This window comes from Agrobacterium sp. Azo12 (assembly GCF_029193765.2).
Taxonomy (GTDB): Bacteria; Pseudomonadota; Alphaproteobacteria; order Rhizobiales; family Rhizobiaceae; genus Agrobacterium.
Genome location: NZ_JARFYO020000004.1, coordinates 1 through 18,541, shown reverse-complemented (window position 1 = coordinate 18,541; position 18,541 = coordinate 1). Strand labels below are relative to the sequence as shown.

Below are 18,541 nucleotides of genomic sequence, written 5' to 3'. Positions count from 1 at the left end.
ACCGTTTCGGACTGCATCATATAGCTGCACTTATGGCAATAAAATAGCAGTGAATGGCGGGAAAACTCGGAAATTCCGCCTCAAAGCCAATGAGCGGCTTGACTGCGCCGCCCCACCTGACTATAGAACCGCAACTTTCCAATCATGGCCAATTGGATTGCCTTCCGGTTTTTGCCGGGAAGCTGGTTCAAAAGGCAAACACAAGAATAGGTGTACCCATGTCCCGTGTATGCGAATTGACCGGCAAGGGCGTCCAGACAGGCAACAACGTCAGCCACGCCAACAACAAGACCAAGCGCCGCTTTTTGCCAAACCTCTGCAGCGTTACGCTGATTTCTGATGCTCTTGGCCAGCGTTTCAGCCTGCGCGTATCCGCTGCAGCGCTGCGTACGGTTGAACACCGTGGCGGTCTCGACGCTTTCCTTCTCAAGGCAAGCGAAAACGAACTGAGCATGCGCGCTCGTCTGCTGCGTCGCCAGATCGCAAAGAAGACTGCTGAAGCAGCCTGATCTGCCCAAGCAAGAAATACAAAGGCTTGATGGGCACCGCTCATCAAGCCTTTTTTATTGAATAAACATTGTTATCCCTCCAACTGGTGGCATCACCCAGGATAAAAAAATGCCCTACCTGCGTTACACATTTATCTATGTCGTCCTTATGACGCTTGTCGTCGTGGCTTCGAACATCCTCGTTCAGTACCCGCTCAGCGGCACACTGTACGGTATCGCCCTTGGCGATCTCCTGACCTGGGGTGCGTTCACCTATCCCATCGCTTTCCTGATTACCGACCTCACCAACCGCCAGTTCGGACCATCCATCGCACGTCGTGTGGTGTTTGCCGGTTTTGTCGTTGGTGTCAGCCTGTCATTCTGGACATCCATTCCACGCATCGCCGTGGCATCGGGCACTGCCTATCTGATTGGTCAGCTTCTGGACATCTCGGTATTCAACCGTCTGCGCCGCCAGAGCTGGTGGCAGGCACCGCTGGCAGGTTCGATTGCTGGCTCCGTGCTCGACACCGCGCTGTTCTTCTCGATATCCTTTGCACCGGCATTCGCCTTCATTGGCCCCAACGATGCCTTTGCAATCGAGAATGCTCCAATCTTCGGTGTCATGGCAGCAGAGGCTCCACGGTGGATCTCCTGGGCACTGGGTGACCTCAGCGTCAAGGTCCTAGTCGGCTTGGTCATGTTGCTGCCCTACGGCGCACTGATGACCACGCTGAAGCCAATGCCCCCGGCAAAGACTGCATAACCCCATAAGAACAAAGCCCGCTTCTGCGGGCTTTATTCATTCAGGCGAAACTCCAGCATCATATTGCGCTGAAGAAATGAGTGGTTGTCATCAGACACCAGAATGATGTGCGTGGCACCATCTGGCCCAGCAATCACATCCATACCTTCCATATTGTCGATTTGGCTTTCCATGCCAGCCTCAAAGATCACAGGACCGTCGAGAACTGCGCCCGGCTTGATAGTCGCAGCTGGAATGCGGCGAATACGAACACCCACACCTTCGGCAAGGTTGAAGCGGCGTTCCAGTAATAGAAGACCACCATCAGGCAAAAACGCACTGTCTGTCACATCAAATGAAGGATGGCGCGAAACGGTAAAAGCGCCCTTCAGCGGACCTTCCAGAATGGCACCGAGAAGATTGCCATCCTCATCGATACTCTTTTCAGCCACCACGACCAACGCCCCTTGCAGGGGAGAATTTGCGGGTGAAAGGCCAAGTGCTTCCATACCGCCATTGGCACGCAATTCCCCCGATGGAATAAGATGCGGAATACGTTTGACAGGCCGCGACGTGGCAAAGCCTGGATCAGGATACACATCAATCCGGTGACGCTGCTCGTAGCTGACGATCACCTGCCCATCCCTCAGAACCAGCCCTTCGGCATCCATTTCCATCTTGCGATGTGGTTCGCGTCCTGCGGCATCCAGCATCGGTGTTATTTTAACGCCGGTGACACTGAAGAGCTTTCCATTAGTATCGCGCTGGATTTGCCCCGTCAGCCAGTGGCCGGTATCGAGAACCGCAACAAAATTTCGACCATCGGGACGGAAACGTATACTGGACATGGCGCCGAACAGTGGCTCGCGCGAACTGAGCACCAGTCCGCCGACAAATTCGAGCTCTCCGAAATGGGTCTCCTTGCCGCTGACCTTGAAACCCTGCAACACCCGCGCACTGACAGGCGCGTCAATACTGTTTGCAGCAAAAACCGGCAGCGGCATGAACAATGCGACACCGGCGACCACCGTCGCCAGGACGCCAGTCAGAGATGCCGTATTTTTTGTCTTGCTGTCTGTATACCGCGTGCGCTGCTTATCCCGCACGGCGCGCTCGTCCGGAAGCCTTTGTCGTGCCCTGCTCCTCAAACAGCGAGGCAAGCTGTTCCGTCATCGCACCAGCAAGTTCATCCGCATCCACAATCGTCACCGCGCGGCGGTAATAACGTGTCACATCGTGACCGATACCAATGGCCAGCAACTCGACCGGCGACCGTGTCTCAATCTGCTCGATAACAGCGCGCAGATGCCGCTCGAGATAATTGCCCGGATTGACCGACAGTGTGGAATCGTCGACCGGCGCACCATCGGAAATCATCATCATGATCTTGCGCTGTTCGGGGCGGCCGATCAGACGGTTATGCGCCCACATCAGCGCTTCACCATCGATGTTTTCCTTCAGCAGGCCTTCACGCATCATCAGACCGAGATTGCGGCGTGAACGCCGCCATGGCGCATCGGCGCTCTTGTAGATGATGTGACGCAGATCGTTGAGACGACCCGGCGAAGCAGGTTTGCCATTGGCAAGCCATTGCTCGCGTGACTGGCCGCCCTTCCAGGCCTTGGTAGTGAAACCGAGAATTTCGACCTTGACGCCTGAACGTTCCAGCGTCCGTGCCAGAATGTCGGCGCAAGTCGCAGCAACAGTGATCGGACGACCACGCATCGAACCGGAATTATCGATGACAAGCGATACGACGGTGTCCCGGAACTTGGTGTCGCGTTCCTTTTTGAAGGACAATGGTTGCATCGGATCAATGATCAGACGCACCAGCCTTGCAGGGTCCAGGTAACCTTCTTCGAGATCGAAATCCCAGGAACGGTTCTGCTGCGCCATCAGGCGGCGCTGCAAGCGGTTTGCGAGACGTCCGACAGCACCCTGCAAATGGGCAAGCTGTTTGTCGAGGAATGCGCGCAGCCGATCCAGTTCAGCCTCTTCGCACAGTTCCTCGGCATGAATTTCTTCATCGAATTCCTGCGTGAAGATACGGTAGTCGACCTTCTCGTTAAAATCGTCAAACGGACTGTTGGGGCGACGTGTTTCACCCGGCGTTTCGGAGTCGTCATCGAGATCGTCGGACATTTCGTCCTCCGACATCTCGGCGCCATCCATCTCGCCTTCTTCCATTTCTTCCTGTGAGGCTTCACTGTCCTCGGCAGGGGCAGCATCAGAACCGGCTTCTTCTTCTACCTGCTCTTCTTCTGTCTCGTTGCTGCGTGGCTGATCTTCATCGCTCTGCGCTTCCTGATCATCGGCCTCATTATCAACGTCGCCAAGATCTTCCGCCATCTGCATCGAGGTCAGCATATGACGCACGAGCTTTGCGAAAGCCTTCTGATCGTGAATGGCCGAACCAAGATTATCGAGATCGACAGAGGCCTTTTCTTCGATGAAAGGACGCCACAAATCCAGAACCTTGCCCGCACTTGCCGGCGGTTTTTCACCAGTCAGACGTTCGCGAACCAGCAAGGCCACAGCCTCGGCAATGGGTGCGTCATCCTGTTTCTCAATCGTCGAGAAATTGGCTTTGGAATATTTCTCTGTATTCATACTGCGAATGTTGGAGGCAACACCCGGCATGCGCAGCGAACCGATGGATTCGACACGCGCCTGTTCCACAGCATCAAAAATGACGCGCGCATCTGCACCCTGCGGTGCGAGGTTTGCGTGAATATCATTGTCGTGGCAGGCCAGTCGCAAAGCCATGGAATCGCCAAGACCACGCGTGATTGCAATTTCCTGTGCCGTCGGCTTTTTGGAGATTTCCGGAAGACGCATACGCTCGCCAGCAAGACCCGGACGCTCATTGGCGAACACGACCTCAACCTGCGCACTGCCGGCCACGGACCGCACACTGCCGGCAATTGCATTGCGCAACGGCTCCGTATCGATCACCGTACCGCTTTTCGCTCTGGAATTATCGCCACGCATTGCCATGCTATTACCCATTCACCTGAGAAGCTCCGCCCCCGCACGCCGTGACGGCAAAACCGTCACACAGTTTCACGTGGCATGCCATAAGGGGCGTAAAGCATTCTCATCCCTTGATAATCCGAATGTTCGATCAACCCTCAAAGAGGGGTGGTCTCACGCGGAGAGAACGATGTTTGCTGCACTTTCTTTCAGCTCAACGCCAAAGGCGCGCTGATAAAGTTCGGCAACCAGAGTGCGCTCAAGTTCGTCGCACTTGTTGAGGAATGTCACGCGGAAAGCAAAGGCGACATCGCCAAAGATTTCAGCATTTTCTCCCCAGGTAATCACAGTACGAGGGCTCATGACGGTCGAAAGGTCGCCATTGACGAAGGACGAACGCGTGAGATCAGCCAGACGCACCATTTTGGAAGCGGTTTCGCGGCCTTCCTTGGTGTTCAGCTTCTTCACCTTGGCAACAACGATATCAACTTCCTTGTCATGCGGCAGGTAGTTCAGCGTCGTGACGATAGACCAGCGGTCCATCTGTGCCTGGTTGATCTGCTGCGTGCCATGGTAAAGACCGGTGGTATCACCAAGGCCAACCGTGTTGGCGGTTGCGAAAATGCGGAATGCAGGATGAGGACGGATAACGCGGCTCTGGTCGAGCAGCGTCAGGCGACCGGAGGATTCCAGAACGCGCTGAATAACGAACATCACGTCGGGACGGCCGGCATCGTATTCATCAAACACCAGCGCAACATTGTGCTGGTAAGCCCAAGGCAAAATGCCGTCCTTGAATTCGGTAACCTGTTTGCCGTCCTTTAGAACGATAGCGTCCTTGCCGACGAGGTCGATACGGCTGACATGGCTGTCGAGGTTGATACGAACGCATGGCCAGTTCAGGCGCGCAGCAACCTGCTCGATATGCGTGGACTTACCCGTGCCGTGGAAACCGGACACCATGACACGGCGGTTGTGAGCAAAACCCGCAAGGATTGCCAGCGTCGTCTCGCGGTCAAAAAGGTAATCCGGGTCCAGATCCGGTACATAGGCATCGCCCTGGCTATAGGCAGGCACGACCAGATCGGTATCAATACCAAAAACATCCCGAACAGAAACGGTTGTGTCCGGCAGGTTGGAAATATCAAGATCAATTTTGCTCATCACGTCTCCAAGGCGGGTAGCAAGCACCCAACCACATATCATCAGGCAATTATCAAGCGAGTTTAAGGTTCGCAGACCCTAACAGAAACCAGACTGCTTTAACAATTGATACGCTTGAATAACAGTCCGAAAACGCTCTTCCGAACCGCGATCGCCACCATTAGCATCAGGATGATGCTTTTTGACAAGTTCCTTGTAGCGGCGCTTGATTTCGTCCTGGGTTGCACTGGCTGCCAAGCCGAGCGTATCAAAAGCCTGGGCTTCCAGTGTTTTCAACTTGCGGTTCTGCTGGAACCGTTGTCCGCCGCTACGCGCGCCACCGGAGCCGGTAAAACCAAACGGGTCGCGAATACGTGCATTTGCGCCGGCAGCGCCTGATTTCAGCGTGGAATGCAAAGGGCTATCGCGGGCGGTCTTGTTGACCCCAACCGTCCAGGTCGGACGATGACCTGTAATCGCCTCTTTTTGATAGCGCGCAATGTCGCTATCAGACAGGCCGGAGAAGTAGTTATAACCCTTGTTATACTCCTTCACATGCTCGAAACAGAACATGAAGAATTGCCCCTCGGCGTTGCGGCCGACGGGTGCACGATGGGCACCAGGGCGCTCGCAGCCGTCCCATTGACAGGTAGGAGCTTGAACCTCCTGCTGACTGTCCTTTTTCCGGCGCGTGCGGATGCGATCAAAGTATTTCGAATCCAGTTTCATGATAGCCTGATTATGGGGTACGCAAAGGTACACAACAAGAATTGACAAACAGGAATGTTGCTGGCTTTTAAAGAGCCCCTTTTAGAATGGAATGAGACGATGTCACTGACCGCCCGCATAGAAAAAAAACTGAACGACGCTTTCGCACCGCAACGCCTTGCCGTCATCAACGAGAGCGGTAAACACGCAGGCCACCAGCCAGGAATGACCGGGGATGGGGAAACCCATATGCGTATCCAGATAGTGTCAGAAAGCTTTTCCGGCAAGTCTCGCATCGACCGCCACCGGGCAATTAATGCCCTGTTGCAGCCTGAACTGGACGAAGGTCTGCATGCTCTCGCCATCGAAGCTGCGGCACCGGGAGAACCCACCCGCTTTTAAGATATGTGGCCGTCAATCTGAGCAGCAGCAGGATTGGCATCGTAAGACACGATGCCAATCTCAAAAACATCAAGCCGGATGTTTTTCTTTCAGGAAGGATTCGACTTCGGAGGCGGCAACATTATCCGCAACGAAGGACTGGCCAATACCATGGGTCAGGATGAAGGTAAGCTTGCCGCTTTTGACCTTCTTGTCCTGTGCAATCGCCGCCATCAGCATTTCAACCGGTGGCAGGGTGCCGGGAATTTCATTCATCGAAACAGGCAGACCAACCGCTTTCAGATGCGCCTCAACCCGCTTAGCGTCATCCGGGCTGGCCAGATTGAGCCGCGACGAGAACTGGTGCGCAAGAACCATGCCGATGGCAACACCTTCGCCGTGCACCAGACGTTTGCTGTCATATTCAGTTGCCGCTTCCAGCGCATGTCCGAAAGTATGACCGAGATTAAGCAATGCGCGACGTCCGTTCTCGAATTCATCTTCGACAACCACATCGGATTTTGCCTGGCAGCTGGTGGCAATGGCTTCAATGCGCGCCGGACCACCGGCAAAAACCTCCTGCCAATTTTTCTCAAGCCACTCGAAGAAATCCGGTTTGTCAATAAGGCCGTATTTGACCACTTCCGCATAACCGGCGCGGAATTCGCGCTTGCTCAACGTATCGAGCACCGACGAATCCGCCAGAACCAGATCCGGCTGATGAAACACACCAACAAGGTTCTTGCCGTGACGGGTGTTGATGCCGGTTTTGCCACCGACCGACGAATCCACCTGTGAAAGCAGCGTGGTCGGTATCTGTACAAACCGCACACCACGCCGCACTGTGCCGGCGGCAAAGCCGGTCAGATCACCGATTACACCACCGCCCAAGGCAATGACTGCATCATTACGTTCAATGCGTGCCTCAAGAATGAGGTCGCAGACTGCCATGTAATGTTCGAAGCTTTTGGTCTTCTCACCCGCTGGCAGGGTCAAGGAAACGGCCTCAATGCCATCGGTCTGCAGGCTATCCATCACCATATCAAGATAGAGAGGTGCGACATGTTCATCCGTAATGATCGCCGCACGGCGCCCTTTGAGACGCGAAGAAATTTCTCCGCCAGCCTTGGTCATCAGACCTGGCCCGATCAGAATGTCGTAAGCGCGCCCTACCAACGGCACATGCACGCGCCGCTCCTGCGATGATCCTGTCGAGGTCGTCATGATTTGGCATTTCCATTCTTGGAGGTAGCGAGGTCACGTCCGGCCACTGCGGCCAGAACCTCAGTCACAATGATATCTTTGCCCACATCGCGGGATTCGATGACCAAATCAGCTTCGGCATAGATCGGGTATCTCTTTATCATCAGGTTTTCGAGCGTGGCTTTTGGGTTCTCGGTTTTCAACAACGGCCGATGATCGCGCTTGTTGACGCGCTCCCACAATACATCCAGATCAGCCCTCAGCCACAGAGAAAGACCGGCATTCTTGATATGATTGCGCGTAACGTCGTTGATAAATGCGCCGCCGCCTGTCGAAACCACCTTAGGGCCACCGCGCAAAAGCCTTCTGATGACACGAGCCTCAAGTGCACGGAATTCGTTTTCGCCGTATTTTGCAAACAGGTCAGTGATCGTCATGCGCGATACGCGCTCGATCTCCGCATCCGTATCGACAAAAGTAATGCCAAGTTGCTGCGCGACCAGACGGCCGATCGCAGATTTACCAGCGCCCATAAGACCGACAAAGACGATATTGCGTCTTCCGAGCTTCGCCCGTGCTTCCTCAGCAAGCGTGGGAACGGGAAATGTGAAAGATTCGCTCATTAATGTGCAGGTCCGGTTCGATTCCGGTATCTGCAAATGTTTAGCCAGCGTCAAGAGATATTCCTTATGGCTCAGGCTAAAAGCCTCAGACATTAACGGTCAATGATTGAACGCGTCTGGTTGCCCTTTGCTTTCATCTTTTGCATATGGGACAAGACAAACCCAATCTGGCACAGCAATGATAGATGGAGGGCCAATGCCAACCCTGTTCCGCTTTTTGTTTATCTGCGCCGCCATTGTCGGAATTGTTTACGGATCCATGGTTTCACTTGTGATGCTGGTTGAACCCCGAGAACGCGATATAACCGTGCGCATTCCTTCCGAGCGCCTTAACCCGCCGGTCCAGTGAGACCAAGAGACCGCCAATGAGCAAGATGGACAGTGCCCGTCTGGAAAGTTTCCTGGAAATGATGAGCGCGGAACGGGGCGCAGCTGACAATACGCTTCAATCCTATGAACGTGATCTTTCCGACCTCTGGCAGTTTCTGATCGATAACGGCACTTCGCTGATGCAGGCGCAGCAGAGCGACCTTTCAGCCTATCTTTCTCATCTGGCCACACTTGGCTTTGCCGCCTCGTCACAAGCACGCCACCTGTCCAGCATGCGCCAGTTCTACAAATTTCTGTATGCCGAGGGTCTGCGCGACGATGACCCGACCAGCATCCTCGACGCACCAAAGAAAACAACGCCGCTGCCCAAAATCATGAGTGTGGCCGATGTGAACCGCCTTTTACAGCAGGCCTCAGCTGAGGCAGAGCAAGAAGGACCAGGGCAGCTTTCGCGATTGCGTATGCATGTTCTTCTGGAACTGCTTTATGCCACCGGCATGCGCGTCAGCGAACTTGTATCTCTGCCGCTCACGGCATTGGCACAAAAAGAGCGGTTCTTGTCGATCCGCGGCAAGGGCAACAAAGAGCGGCTGGTCCTGCTTTCGCGCACGGCAATGGACGCGATGTCAGCCTATGGCAGCGCCCTGAAGGCCAATAGCGACCCGAAAAACGAAAATCCCTGGCTTTTTCCTTCTTATGGTAAATCGGGCCACTTGCCGCGTCAGGTATTCGCCCGTGACCTGAAAGATATTGCCATTCGTGCCGGTATAAACCCTTCTGCGATATCGCCACACGTCATGCGACACGCCTTTGCCAGCCACCTTTTGCAAAATGGCGCCGATCTGCGTGCGGTACAGGAATTGTTGGGTCATTCCGACATTGCAACGACACAAATCTATACACATGTACTGGAAGAACGCCTGCAAGAACTGGTACAAACACACCACCCCCTTGCCAAACAGGGCAAAAAACACGATTAGAGCCTGCGGAACCGCCGGTAAGGACCGGATAAACCTTGGGCAAAACGATCGGAAACGGATCTCATGCACAACTACCTCGACTTCGAAAAACCAATCTCCGACCTGGAAGGCAAAATCATAGAGCTGAAAAAGCTCGCCACCGAGGACGAGAGCATAGACACCTCGGAGGAGATCACCCGTCTGGAAAGCCGTGTTCAGGATGCGATGCAGGACATCTATTCCAAACTGAACCCCTGGCAGAAGACGCAGGTAGCGCGCCACCCGCAGCGTCCGCATTTCGTGGACTATGCAACTGCGCTGTTTACAGACTTCACACCATTGGCGGGCGACCGCAAGTTTTCCGAAGATGCCGCCATTCAGGCAGGCCTCGGCCGCTTCAATGGCCAGCCGGTTGCCATCATCGGTCAGGAAAAAGGCAACGACACCAAGTCGCGCCTCAAGCACAATTTCGGCAGCCCGCGCCCAGAAGGTTACCGCAAGGCTATCCGCGTGCTGGAACTGGCTGATCGCTTCTCGCTTCCGGTCATTACGCTGATCGATACCGCAGGCGCCTATCCCGGCGTTGGCGCCGAAGAGCGCGGACAGGCCGAAGCCATCGCTCGCTCGACCGAAATGTGCCTGAACGTCAAGGTCCCGATCGTCTCCGTTGTTATCGGCGAAGGTGGTTCAGGCGGCGCCATTGCCATTGCAACGGGCAACCGCGTTTACATGCTTGAACACGCAATCTATTCGGTGATTTCACCTGAAGGTGCAGCATCCATTCTCTGGCGCGATTCCACCCGTGCAAAGGAAGCCGCCACCAACATGAAGATCACCTCGGAAGATCTGAAGTCGCTGGGCGTTATCGACGGCATTATTCCAGAGCCGATTGGCGGCGCACATCGTGATCCTGCCAAGGTCATCACCGCGACCGGTGACGTGATCAACAAGGCACTTTCTGACCTGTCGTCCCATTCTGCCAACCAGATTCGCGCGGAACGTCGCCAGAAATTCCTCGATATCGGCAGAAATCTCTGATTATGTCCGCATTACCAGCGAATATGGCCTAAACTAGGCCATATTCTGATCACAGACATGTGTGCGACGGAGGCAACCGGGGTGGATTGCCGATCAGTTAAGAACATGTAAACGGTTAACGCTGTATTTTAAATGACATGCTGTTGACGGAACAACGCCAACGGCGGCTTGTTTTTTCGGATCGATCTTCATGCGTTTGATACATCTTGCTCTTCTGGCGTGCACAGCCTTCGCATTGACAAGTTGCAACGATACGCTCGACACCGTCGAAGCGGACGTCTCGCACATCAAAAACAAGGTCGGCCACCCGCTTTCCCCGGCAAGACTTGCTGAAATGCAGAAAAAGGACATGGAGCGCAATGCGCCCATCATGATCCGCATTTTCAAGGAAGAAGGCGCGCTTGAAATCTGGAAAGCGAAACGTGACAACCGTTTCGACAAGATTGCCGAATATCAGATCTGCGCATGGTCGGGTAAACTTGGACCGAAGGTCAAGGAAGGCGACCGGCAAGCTCCGGAAGGTTTCTATAACCTGACACCTGGCCACATGAACCCGAATTCCAGCTATTATCTGGCCATCAACACCGGATTTCCGAACCGCTATGACCAGGCCAACGGGCGTTCAGGTACCAACCTGATGATCCATGGTGCCTGCTCCTCATCCGGTTGTTATTCGATGACCGACGCGCAGGTCCTGGAAATCTACGCTTTTGCCCGTGATGCGTTTACTGGCGGCCAAAAGACCATTCAGCTGCAGGCATTCCCCTTCCGCATGACAGCGGAAAACATGGTACGCCACCGCCACAGCGAAAACCTTGATTTCTGGAAAATGCTGAAGGTCGGCTACGACAATTTTGAAGTGACCAAGCGCCCACCGGAAGTAAATGTCTGCGATAAGAAATATGTCTTCAACCAGCAGACCGAAGGTGGATCGTTTAACGCTTCGGCACAATGCCCTGCCATGAGCACACCGCCAGCATTAGCGAGCGCACTGGCAGGGTATGGCAAGACTTATGATCTTGCCTATGAAAAGGCAGTCAAAAAATACGATGGCATGGCGTGGTATGACCCAAGCGAGGCTGAGCGCAAGGCAGTTGTTGCCGACAAGCGCAAGGGCCGCGAAGCCGCTTACGCCCCAACCGGTTCTTCGCTGAAGGCTGGTAAGCTCATGAAGGAAGCGGAATTCGCTGCCCTCATGGACAAAAAGAACCATGTCACTCCGGTTTTGACACCACAGACGCCTGCGGCAACAGCCTCGACACCACGACCGGCCACACCGCAACTGTCTACAGTCAGCACTGGTCAGACGGCTATCGCTTCGAACACGACGCAGCCAGCCGCCGGCATGACAACCGCTTCGGTCCCTGTTCCGTCGATGAACCCGCTCGCCTTCGCGCCACAGCAGGCACCAGAGCCAGAAAAGAAGAAACCATTCTGGAAGCTTTGGGCAACGGAATGACCTCCAGCGGTCCGGAAGTGCTTGACCTGCGTGGGCTGCGTTGCCCCCTGCCGGTTCTGCGAGCCAGAAAGCTACTTGCCAAAAAACAATCCGGATTCGAATTTATCATCGAGACCACTGATCCTCTCGCTGTGATCGATATTCCCCATCTTTGCAATGAAGACGGACACGCACTGCTGGACAGTACTGCGCTGGAAAACAGCCACCGCTTTCACATTCGCAAGGGTTGAGCCCTCAACCTTGGCAATGCGTTGAAGATAACAAAGCCAAGATTGCCTTGCATAGCTGAAACCTAAAAAATCAGGTTGTCAGACAATGAAGAATGGTTTCTTATAAAACTGACTTCCCGCCTTTTACATGCATTTGGCACGCGCCCTACACCGGCGTCGGTCAGAACCCAAGATATGAGCTTTCAATGCAAGCCAAGACCACCGGCCTCCTTTATGCGCTGATTGCTTTCAGCATTTTTGCGGTTCAGGACGGTATCTCGAAATATCTTGGCACCCATTATCCGCCGGTCTTCGTGACCATGATCCGCTATTGGGCGTTTGCACTGTTTGCGATCTTCATGGCCATCCGATCCCGCGAAGGGTTACGGGCAACAATCGCGGCAAAGCGGCTAGGCCTGCAAATCAGCCGAGGCGTAATCCTTGCAGTACAGATCTCTCTGTCGATCACATCTTTCGCCATTGTCGGCTTGGCACACTCCCATTCGATTCTGGCCTCCACACCACTGATGGTGGCAGCGCTGTCCGTCCCCATTCTCGGGGAGCGTGTCGGCTGGCGTCGCTGGTCGGCTATTCTCGTCGGTTTTATCGGGGTGCTAATTATCCTCAAACCGGAAGGCGATGGATTTGACCCCATGCTGATCGTCACCTTCATTGCCGCATTTCTGCTTGGGCTTTATGGCGTTTTGACACGGCTAGCCAGCCGTACGGACAGTGCCATGACCAGCTTCTTTTATACCGGCGTTGCGGGCGCAGCCGCGCTGACCTTTGTCGGCCCCTTTTATTGGGTTTCTTTTGCGCCGCATGATATTGTCTGGATGCTTGCATTGTGTGCCACCGGCATGAGTGGCCACTATCTGCTCATCAAAGCCTTTGAACTGGCCGATGCAGCCTCGGTACAGCCGTTCTCTTATTACCAGCTTGTTCTGGTCTCGATCATCGGCGTGACGCTGTTTGGCGAGAGCCTGAGCACCAATATGATCATTGGCGCTGTGATCGTCGTTGCCGCGGGTATTTTCACCATTTGGCGTGAACACATGGCCGCACGCAAAAACCGCAAGACGGAGGGCTGACAGCCCTCCTGTTCCTTATGCGGCTGGGGCATTTGCTGTAGTTACCATATAGGTCTCAAGCACTTCAATCTGCTCTGCGGTGAGGTGGAGTCCAATCTTGGTACGGCGCCAGACGACATCGACGGCATGGTTCGCCCATTCCTGCGTCATCAGCCAATCAACCTCTTTGGCGTAGAGATCTGCGCCAAAATGTTGACCGAGGTCGGGAAGCTGCGTGGCCGAGCCAAGCATTTGGGTGGCATTAGTGCCATAAAGCCTGACCAGGCGTCGTGCATGTGATGTTTCCAGAAATGGATAAGTAGCGGAGAGCTTTTTGACTTCGGTCTCATAACCCGTAACTACAAAATCACCACCCGGCAAACGGCTCTTTGCAGTCCATGGCGAACCCTTGATGACCAAGGCCTTGCCAATGATTTCCATCGCATGTTCAGCAAGACGGCGATAGGTGGTGAGTTTGCCACCGAACACGTTGAGAAGCGGAGCTTCGTCAGTGGCTCCATCCAGTTTCAGCACATAGTCACGGGTCGCTTCCTGCGCCTTAGAGGCACCGTCATCATAGAGCGGACGAACAGCGGAATAGGTCCAGACGATATCTTCTGCGCGAACCGGCTCAGCAAAATATTCGCTGGCGGCATTGCACAGATACTGAATTTCCTCGTCACTGATCTTCACGTCCTTCGGATCAGCCTTGTAGTCACGATCTGTCGTGCCGATCAGCGTGAACTCATTCTCATAGGGAATGGCGAAAATGATGCGGTTGTCAGGGTTCTGGAAGAAATAGGCACGCGGATCATCGAACTTCTTTTTCACGATGATATGGCTGCCCTGCACAAGCCGTACATTATGCACGGCATTGCGCCCCATGGCCTGCCCCAGCACATGGTCAACCCACGGGCCCGCCGCATTGACCAGCATGCGGGTTTTAACCGCCGTGACCTGCCCGCTGACTGTATCGGTCAATGTCAGCGACCAGAGCTTTCCATCACGCTTCGCCGACGTCACTCTGGTGCGGTTCATGATGTGCGCGCCACGGTCGGCCGCATCCCGCGCGTTCAGGACCACCAGCCGTGCGTCATCCACCCAACCGTCAGAATATTCGAATGCCTTGTCGAAAATCGGCTTCAGAGGTTTGCCTGCCATATCGCGGCGCATATCCAGCGACTTGGTCGGTGGCAACAACTTGCGGCCACCTAAGTGGTCATAGAGAAACAGGCCGAGGCGAATGAGCCAGGCAGGACGCACACCACCCTTGTGGTAAGGCAACACAAACCGCATCGGCTTGATGATGTGTGGCGCCATTGCCCACAGCACTTCACGTTCCATCAGCGATTCACGAACCAACCGGAACTCGTAATGTTCGAGATATCGCAAACCACCGTGAATGAGTTTGGTGGCACCAGATGACGTACCTGCAGCAAAATCGCTCATTTCAGCAAGGCCAACCGAGTACCCACGGCCAGCAGCATCGCGTGCAATGCCGCAGCCATTGATACCGCCACCGATAATGAAGAGGTCGTGTATTACTTCCTGCTGCAAGTCCGTCTCCCCAAAGGAAAATCTCATTGTATCCGGAACAGCTTACAGCACCGAAGATAATGAAATTCAAATGAAACTATGACGAATTTCAGCAGAATAACGTCATGAGTGTCAATCTGGCCAATGGGAGGCGTAAACAGATTACCCGACCTTTATCAGGCCATCGCTGCCTCACAACGCAGCAACATGCCGAATAGATCGCGAGGATCATCCGGGTCAGCAAGGAGATCCAACTCCTCGAAAAGCCCTGTGTCGTGCAGTTTGGCACGCACATAACGCAGAGCCGAAAAATCCTCGGTCGCAAAACCGACGCTGTCAAAAAGAGTAATCTGGTGATCGTCCACCCGGCCGGCCGTCATGCCAGCCATCACCTGCCACAACTCCGTGACCGGATAATCGGCCGGTAACTGCTGTATCTCGCCTTCGATGCGGGTCTGCGGCGGATATTCAACAAAGATATCCGATCGCAACAGGATATCCTTGTGCAGTTCCGTCTTGCCGGGGCAATCACCACCAACAGCGTTGATGTGTACGCCAGGGCCAACCATGTTGTCACTGAGGATGGTGGCATATTGTTTGTCTGCCGTAACCGTGGTGATGATATCAGCACCTTCGACAGCATCCTGCGCAGTCGGACAAATCACAATATCAAAACCCTGTCCGGCAAGATTACGCCTGCATTTCTCACTCGCGGCGGGATCAATGTCATAGAGACGCAGTTGATCGATACCGAGGATAGCCTTGAAGGCACGCGCCTGAAATTCGCTTTGGGCACCATTACCGATGATCGCCATGTTGCGCGCGTTCTTGCGGGCAAGATGTTTGGCCGCAACGGCTGAGGTCGCAGCGGTTCTGAGCGCGGTCAGGATCGTCATTTCGCTCAGCAGCATCGGATAACCGTTGCCGACGTCAGAAAGTACGCCAAATGCCGTTACGGTCTGCCGGCCTTCCCGCGTGTTCTTGGGATGGCCGTTGACGTATTTGAAGCCGTATAAAGTGCCATCGCTGGTCGGCATTAGCTCAATAACACCATCGGTCGAGTGCGACGCGATGCGGGGCGTCTTGTCAAAACTCTCCCAGCGCAGGAAATCTTCTTCGACAACTTCCGCCAGTTCACGCAGGAATGTATCGATGCCGATCTTCAAAACCAGCTTCATCATGTGATCGACACTGACGAATGGAACGATATTCAGATTAGGTACGATTGTCATAGTCATCTCCTCCGCAATCAGCCTGCCCGGTTCGGGCGATCCATCACACTCTTGCCCATCAGGCTGGCAGCAAGATCGACCATCAGCGTTGCCGTCCGTCCTCTTTCATCCAGAAACGGATTAAGCTCGACCAGATCAAGGCTCGAAACCAGACCGCTGTCATGCAGCATTTCCATCACCAGATGTGCCTCACGGAAGGTAGCGCCACCGGGGACCGTTGTGCCGACTGCCGGCGCGATGGCGGGCTCAAGAAAATCGACGTCAAGGCTGACATGTAGCAGACCGCTTGCGGCCTCAACCTTCACCAGAAACTCGCGCAGCAGCACGGCGACACCATGTTCGTCGATCATGCGCATATCATGCACGGTGATACCAGAATCCTTCAAGGCGGCGCTCTCAGCCGGATCGACGCTTCGAATACCGATCATGCAGATGCAGTTTGGATCAACGGGGTGTTCAAGCGGTGGGAAATAGCCCGAAAAACTTTCTCGCCCGCTGTAATAAGCAACAGGCACGCCATGCAGATTACCGCTGCGCGTTGTCTCAAGGCTGTGATAATCCGTATGGGCATCAAGCCAGAGCACAAAAAGCGGACGGCCCATTTCTGCAGCACGCTTTGACACGCCGGCAACCGTTCCCGCCGATATCGCATGGTCACCGCCCATGAAGATCGGCATGCCAAGCCCGCTTTCACGATAGGCCGCTTCACTCAGAGCTTCCGTCCAGGCAACAGTCTCACCGAGGTGGTGAACGGCGGCGTTGGGATGTGGGATTTCTGCGAACGCCTTGGGCGCCACATTACCGATATCAGTGACCGTGTGACCAAGAGCTTGAAGCGCGGCTATAAGACCTGCAATCCTCAGAGCACTAGGCCCCATCTCGCAGCCCAACTGCCCTGCTCCAATCTGCAATGGTGCACCAATCAGTCTGCATTCCATGGCCATCACTCCTCTTGAATTCTATTGAGGGGATCAAACCATGTTTAACTGGCGAGATGAACAATAATTATTGGCAAATAGCGCCAATAGCTTTACCATTTTGGTCACTCATGGAGACAAAGTGGCAACATGGATCCGCTCGACGAAAAACTCATCACGCAATTGCGCCATAATGGACGTCGCAGCATTTCGGATCTGGCCGCAGAAACCGGCGCATCGCGTGCCACAGTGCGAGCGCACATAGAACGGCTGGAAAAGACAGGCGTTATTCTGGGCTATACCGTCATTCTACGGGCTGACGCCGTTGAAGAGGCGGTGCGGGGCATCATGATGATCGAAATCGAGGGGCATGTGACGGATCGCGTGATCCGCGCACTCGAAGGCATTGCTGAAATTTCTGAAGTTCATACCACCAATGGCCGGTGGGATCTGATCGCTGAACTTAGCGCTCCAACACTGGCCACCTTCGACGCGATCCTACGCCGCATACGTCTTATTCCCGGTATCACCGGCAGTGAAACCAGCCTGTTATTATCCTCGCCACACTCAACACGGGCGAGATTGTAAGCAAAGCGAATTTCCTTTGCTAAAAACGCATTTTGAGCTTGCATCAGGGGTTAAATCATTTATATGACGCCCTATCAGAGCGGCGCAGCCACTTCGCAGCGTTGGGGAATAGTTCAACGGTAGAACGACGGACTCTGACTCCGTTAATCTTGGTTCGAATCCAGGTTCCCCAGCCAACTCTCTTTTCCAAAAAATATAATATAATACAGTGAGAAAACGCTTCAGTGAGCTGGCATTATATGTGTCTGCGTATGAATCGTAACTCACACCTTTCCCAGAACTTGCATCCTGTGACCTGCCATAACTGGGTTAGTTAATCACATTATGTCGCGTCTGATTCGGCAGCTTTTTCTTGTAGAATCCGTTGACGTCGCGGGCACCCGACCTGCCTTTGAAGCGGCCGAATTATGTTGGCCCATGCCTCAACTTCTATTCCGTGCGGCTTTGCATGTACTCTCTTTAATTGGCTGCTCCCGCCTTTTAGATGCTGGCTGTATTTTGCGCGCGATTATATCGGGACCTATTCTGATACGCTGGCCGCCTGCTTTCAGCTTTTGCTTCATTGCGATGTACGCCTCTCTCTGATCCGTTCGTCCGCCCACGACGACATAGGAGCTGGCCTGTTGCAGTGCCGTTCCTATGCCTCTGTGGCCCCCGTCCGACTTTTGCTTTTAGGTGATTGCGGTTTGCCCGTGATGTAGGTTTGCGCCTTCCAGTTCGCCTCCAGAGGCCGATTGCGCAGAGTTATTCTGCAACGGGTTGACAGACGCCGCTTAAATTGCGGTCATTATCGGCGACTGCGATGTGACGGAAAGTCGATCGATCAGCTCTATTACGCCCTGCTTTTCGCGCCAGCCGATCATAAGAAGTGGTGCAGCACGTTGTGCTGCCTTTTTTGGCGCCGGCCGTCGTGTTGTGTCGGTCTCCGCTGCGTGCCTT

The 18,541-nt window shown here is 54.3% G+C and carries 19 protein-coding genes and 1 tRNA gene; 11 read left to right on the top strand and 9 right to left on the bottom strand.

Translation table 11 applies throughout. From position 1 onward, the window contains the following. The first annotated feature begins 218 nt into the window (after positions 1 to 218). The gene (gene rpmB / locus PYL13_RS26185) at positions 219 to 509 is read left to right on the top strand and encodes a 50S ribosomal protein L28 (protein ID WP_192491542.1); all 291 of its coding nucleotides are present in this window, start codon (positions 219 to 221) and stop codon (positions 507 to 509) included. Positions 510 to 618: 109 nt separating this feature from the next. Beyond that, the gene (locus tag PYL13_RS26180; protein WP_250985523.1) at positions 619 to 1,254 is read left to right on the top strand and encodes a VUT family protein; all 636 of its coding nucleotides are present in this window, start codon (positions 619 to 621) and stop codon (positions 1,252 to 1,254) included. 32 nt (positions 1,255 to 1,286) lie between these two features. Here PYL13_RS26180 and PYL13_RS26175 read toward each other — a convergent pair whose 3' ends face one another. The 4 genes from PYL13_RS26175 to PYL13_RS26160 form a co-directional block, all read right to left on the bottom strand. After that, entirely contained in the window at positions 1,287 to 2,339 is a 1,053-nt protein-coding gene (locus PYL13_RS26175) for an esterase-like activity of phytase family protein (protein ID WP_441296707.1), read from the bottom strand. Further along, entirely contained in the window at positions 2,329 to 4,230 is a 1,902-nt protein-coding gene (gene cobT, locus PYL13_RS26170) for a cobaltochelatase subunit CobT (protein ID WP_275643756.1), read from the bottom strand. Before cobT ends, PYL13_RS26175 begins: the two co-directional genes overlap by 11 nt. Positions 4,231 to 4,380: 150 nt before the next feature. Further along, positions 4,381 to 5,370, bottom strand: a complete 990-nt coding sequence (gene cobS / locus PYL13_RS26165) for a cobaltochelatase subunit CobS (protein WP_192491545.1) — start codon at positions 5,368 to 5,370, stop codon at positions 4,381 to 4,383. Positions 5,371 to 5,448: 78 nt separating this feature from the next. Continuing rightward, positions 5,449 to 6,078, bottom strand: a complete 630-nt coding sequence (locus PYL13_RS26160; RefSeq protein ID WP_192491546.1) for a J domain-containing protein — start codon at positions 6,076 to 6,078, stop codon at positions 5,449 to 5,451. A gap of 99 nt (positions 6,079 to 6,177) precedes the next feature. Between PYL13_RS26160 and PYL13_RS26155 the strand changes: the two genes are divergently transcribed. Next, the gene (locus PYL13_RS26155; protein WP_192491573.1) at positions 6,178 to 6,459 is read left to right on the top strand and encodes a BolA family protein; all 282 of its coding nucleotides are present in this window, start codon (positions 6,178 to 6,180) and stop codon (positions 6,457 to 6,459) included. A gap of 69 nt (positions 6,460 to 6,528) precedes the next feature. Here PYL13_RS26155 and aroB read toward each other — a convergent pair whose 3' ends face one another. Together aroB and PYL13_RS26145 are read right to left on the bottom strand one after the other, a co-directional pair. After that, entirely contained in the window at positions 6,529 to 7,662 is a 1,134-nt protein-coding gene (gene aroB, locus PYL13_RS26150) for a 3-dehydroquinate synthase (protein WP_275643757.1), read from the bottom strand. Beyond that, a complete protein-coding gene (locus tag PYL13_RS26145) occupies positions 7,659 to 8,264 on the bottom strand; it encodes a shikimate kinase (protein WP_275643758.1) in 606 nt (201 codons plus the stop codon). Before PYL13_RS26145 ends, aroB begins: the two co-directional genes overlap by 4 nt. Before the next feature lie 196 nt (positions 8,265 to 8,460). Between PYL13_RS26145 and PYL13_RS26140 the strand changes: the two genes are divergently transcribed. The 6 genes from PYL13_RS26140 (at position 8,461) to PYL13_RS26115 (ending at position 13,350) form a co-directional block, all read left to right on the top strand. Next, positions 8,461 to 8,613, top strand: a complete 153-nt coding sequence (locus PYL13_RS26140) for a hypothetical protein (RefSeq protein WP_192491549.1) — start codon at positions 8,461 to 8,463, stop codon at positions 8,611 to 8,613. A 16-nt stretch (positions 8,614 to 8,629) separates the two neighbouring features. Next, positions 8,630 to 9,574, top strand: a complete 945-nt coding sequence (gene xerD / locus PYL13_RS26135) for a site-specific tyrosine recombinase XerD (protein WP_250985520.1) — start codon at positions 8,630 to 8,632, stop codon at positions 9,572 to 9,574. Positions 9,575 to 9,637: 63 nt separating this feature from the next. Beyond that, on the top strand, positions 9,638 to 10,591 hold the full coding sequence (locus PYL13_RS26130; protein WP_250985519.1) for an acetyl-CoA carboxylase carboxyltransferase subunit alpha: 954 nt from the start codon (positions 9,638 to 9,640) through the stop codon (positions 10,589 to 10,591). Between the two features lie 190 nt (positions 10,592 to 10,781). Next, on the top strand, positions 10,782 to 12,050 hold the full coding sequence (locus PYL13_RS26125) for a L,D-transpeptidase family protein (protein ID WP_275643759.1): 1,269 nt from the start codon (positions 10,782 to 10,784) through the stop codon (positions 12,048 to 12,050). After that, complete coding sequence (locus PYL13_RS26120) at positions 12,047 to 12,280, top strand: sulfurtransferase TusA family protein (RefSeq protein ID WP_275643760.1); 234 nt, start codon at positions 12,047 to 12,049, stop codon at positions 12,278 to 12,280. The genes PYL13_RS26125 and PYL13_RS26120 overlap by 4 nt, the downstream gene beginning before the upstream one ends. 185 nt (positions 12,281 to 12,465) lie before the next feature. After that, positions 12,466 to 13,350 carry a DMT family transporter gene (locus tag PYL13_RS26115; protein WP_275643761.1) on the top strand — a complete coding sequence of 295 codons (885 nt, stop codon included), beginning with the start codon at positions 12,466 to 12,468 and terminating at the stop codon, positions 13,348 to 13,350. A 15-nt stretch (positions 13,351 to 13,365) separates the two neighbouring features. On the opposite strand, the gene glpD is transcribed toward PYL13_RS26115, so the two are convergent. The 3 genes from glpD to rocF all read right to left on the bottom strand — a co-directional run bounded on the left by glpD (position 13,366) and on the right by rocF (position 17,035). Further along, entirely contained in the window at positions 13,366 to 14,886 is a 1,521-nt protein-coding gene (gene glpD, locus PYL13_RS26110) for a glycerol-3-phosphate dehydrogenase (RefSeq protein WP_441296706.1), read from the bottom strand. A gap of 155 nt (positions 14,887 to 15,041) precedes the next feature. Further along, a complete protein-coding gene (locus PYL13_RS26105) occupies positions 15,042 to 16,097 on the bottom strand; it encodes an ornithine cyclodeaminase (protein WP_275643763.1) in 1,056 nt (351 codons plus the stop codon). 17 nt (positions 16,098 to 16,114) lie between these two features. Then, positions 16,115 to 17,035, bottom strand: coding sequence for an arginase (gene rocF, locus PYL13_RS26100; protein WP_275643764.1), 921 nt, complete (start codon positions 17,033 to 17,035; stop codon positions 16,115 to 16,117). 129 nt (positions 17,036 to 17,164) lie between these two features. Between rocF and PYL13_RS26095 the strand changes: the two genes are divergently transcribed. Further along, entirely contained in the window at positions 17,165 to 17,602 is a 438-nt protein-coding gene (locus PYL13_RS26095) for an Lrp/AsnC family transcriptional regulator (RefSeq protein ID WP_192491558.1), read from the top strand. A gap of 102 nt (positions 17,603 to 17,704) precedes the next feature. Continuing rightward, positions 17,705 to 17,778: transfer RNA gene (locus PYL13_RS26090), tRNA-Gln, on the top strand. The last annotated feature ends 763 nt before the right edge of the window (positions 17,779 to 18,541 follow it).

Excerpts from the sequence above, each read along its gene's own strand:
- rpmB (WP_192491542.1), top strand. The coding sequence starts at position 219 with ATGTCCCGTGTATGCGAATTGACCGGCAAGGGCGTCCAGACAGGCAAC.
- PYL13_RS26180 (WP_250985523.1), top strand. The coding sequence starts at position 619 with ATGCCCTACCTGCGTTACACATTTATCTATGTCGTCCTTATGACGCTT.
- cobT (WP_275643756.1), bottom strand. The coding sequence starts at position 4,230 with ATGGCAATGCGTGGCGATAATTCCAGAGCGAAAAGCGGTACGGTGATC.
- cobS (WP_192491545.1), bottom strand. The coding sequence starts at position 5,370 with ATGAGCAAAATTGATCTTGATATTTCCAACCTGCCGGACACAACCGTT.
- PYL13_RS26160 (WP_192491546.1), bottom strand. The coding sequence starts at position 6,078 with ATGAAACTGGATTCGAAATACTTTGATCGCATCCGCACGCGCCGGAAA.
- PYL13_RS26155 (WP_192491573.1), top strand. The coding sequence starts at position 6,178 with ATGTCACTGACCGCCCGCATAGAAAAAAAACTGAACGACGCTTTCGCA.
- aroB (WP_275643757.1), bottom strand. The coding sequence starts at position 7,662 with ATGACGACCTCGACAGGATCATCGCAGGAGCGGCGCGTGCATGTGCCG.
- PYL13_RS26145 (WP_275643758.1), bottom strand. The coding sequence starts at position 8,264 with ATGAGCGAATCTTTCACATTTCCCGTTCCCACGCTTGCTGAGGAAGCA.
- PYL13_RS26140 (WP_192491549.1), top strand. The coding sequence starts at position 8,461 with ATGCCAACCCTGTTCCGCTTTTTGTTTATCTGCGCCGCCATTGTCGGA.
- xerD (WP_250985520.1), top strand. The coding sequence starts at position 8,630 with ATGAGCAAGATGGACAGTGCCCGTCTGGAAAGTTTCCTGGAAATGATG.
- PYL13_RS26130 (WP_250985519.1), top strand. The coding sequence starts at position 9,638 with ATGCACAACTACCTCGACTTCGAAAAACCAATCTCCGACCTGGAAGGC.
- PYL13_RS26125 (WP_275643759.1), top strand. The coding sequence starts at position 10,782 with ATGCGTTTGATACATCTTGCTCTTCTGGCGTGCACAGCCTTCGCATTG.
- PYL13_RS26120 (WP_275643760.1), top strand. The coding sequence starts at position 12,047 with ATGACCTCCAGCGGTCCGGAAGTGCTTGACCTGCGTGGGCTGCGTTGC.
- PYL13_RS26115 (WP_275643761.1), top strand. The coding sequence starts at position 12,466 with ATGCAAGCCAAGACCACCGGCCTCCTTTATGCGCTGATTGCTTTCAGC.
- PYL13_RS26105 (WP_275643763.1), bottom strand. The coding sequence starts at position 16,097 with ATGACAATCGTACCTAATCTGAATATCGTTCCATTCGTCAGTGTCGAT.
- rocF (WP_275643764.1), bottom strand. The coding sequence starts at position 17,035 with ATGGAATGCAGACTGATTGGTGCACCATTGCAGATTGGAGCAGGGCAG.
- PYL13_RS26095 (WP_192491558.1), top strand. The coding sequence starts at position 17,165 with ATGGATCCGCTCGACGAAAAACTCATCACGCAATTGCGCCATAATGGA.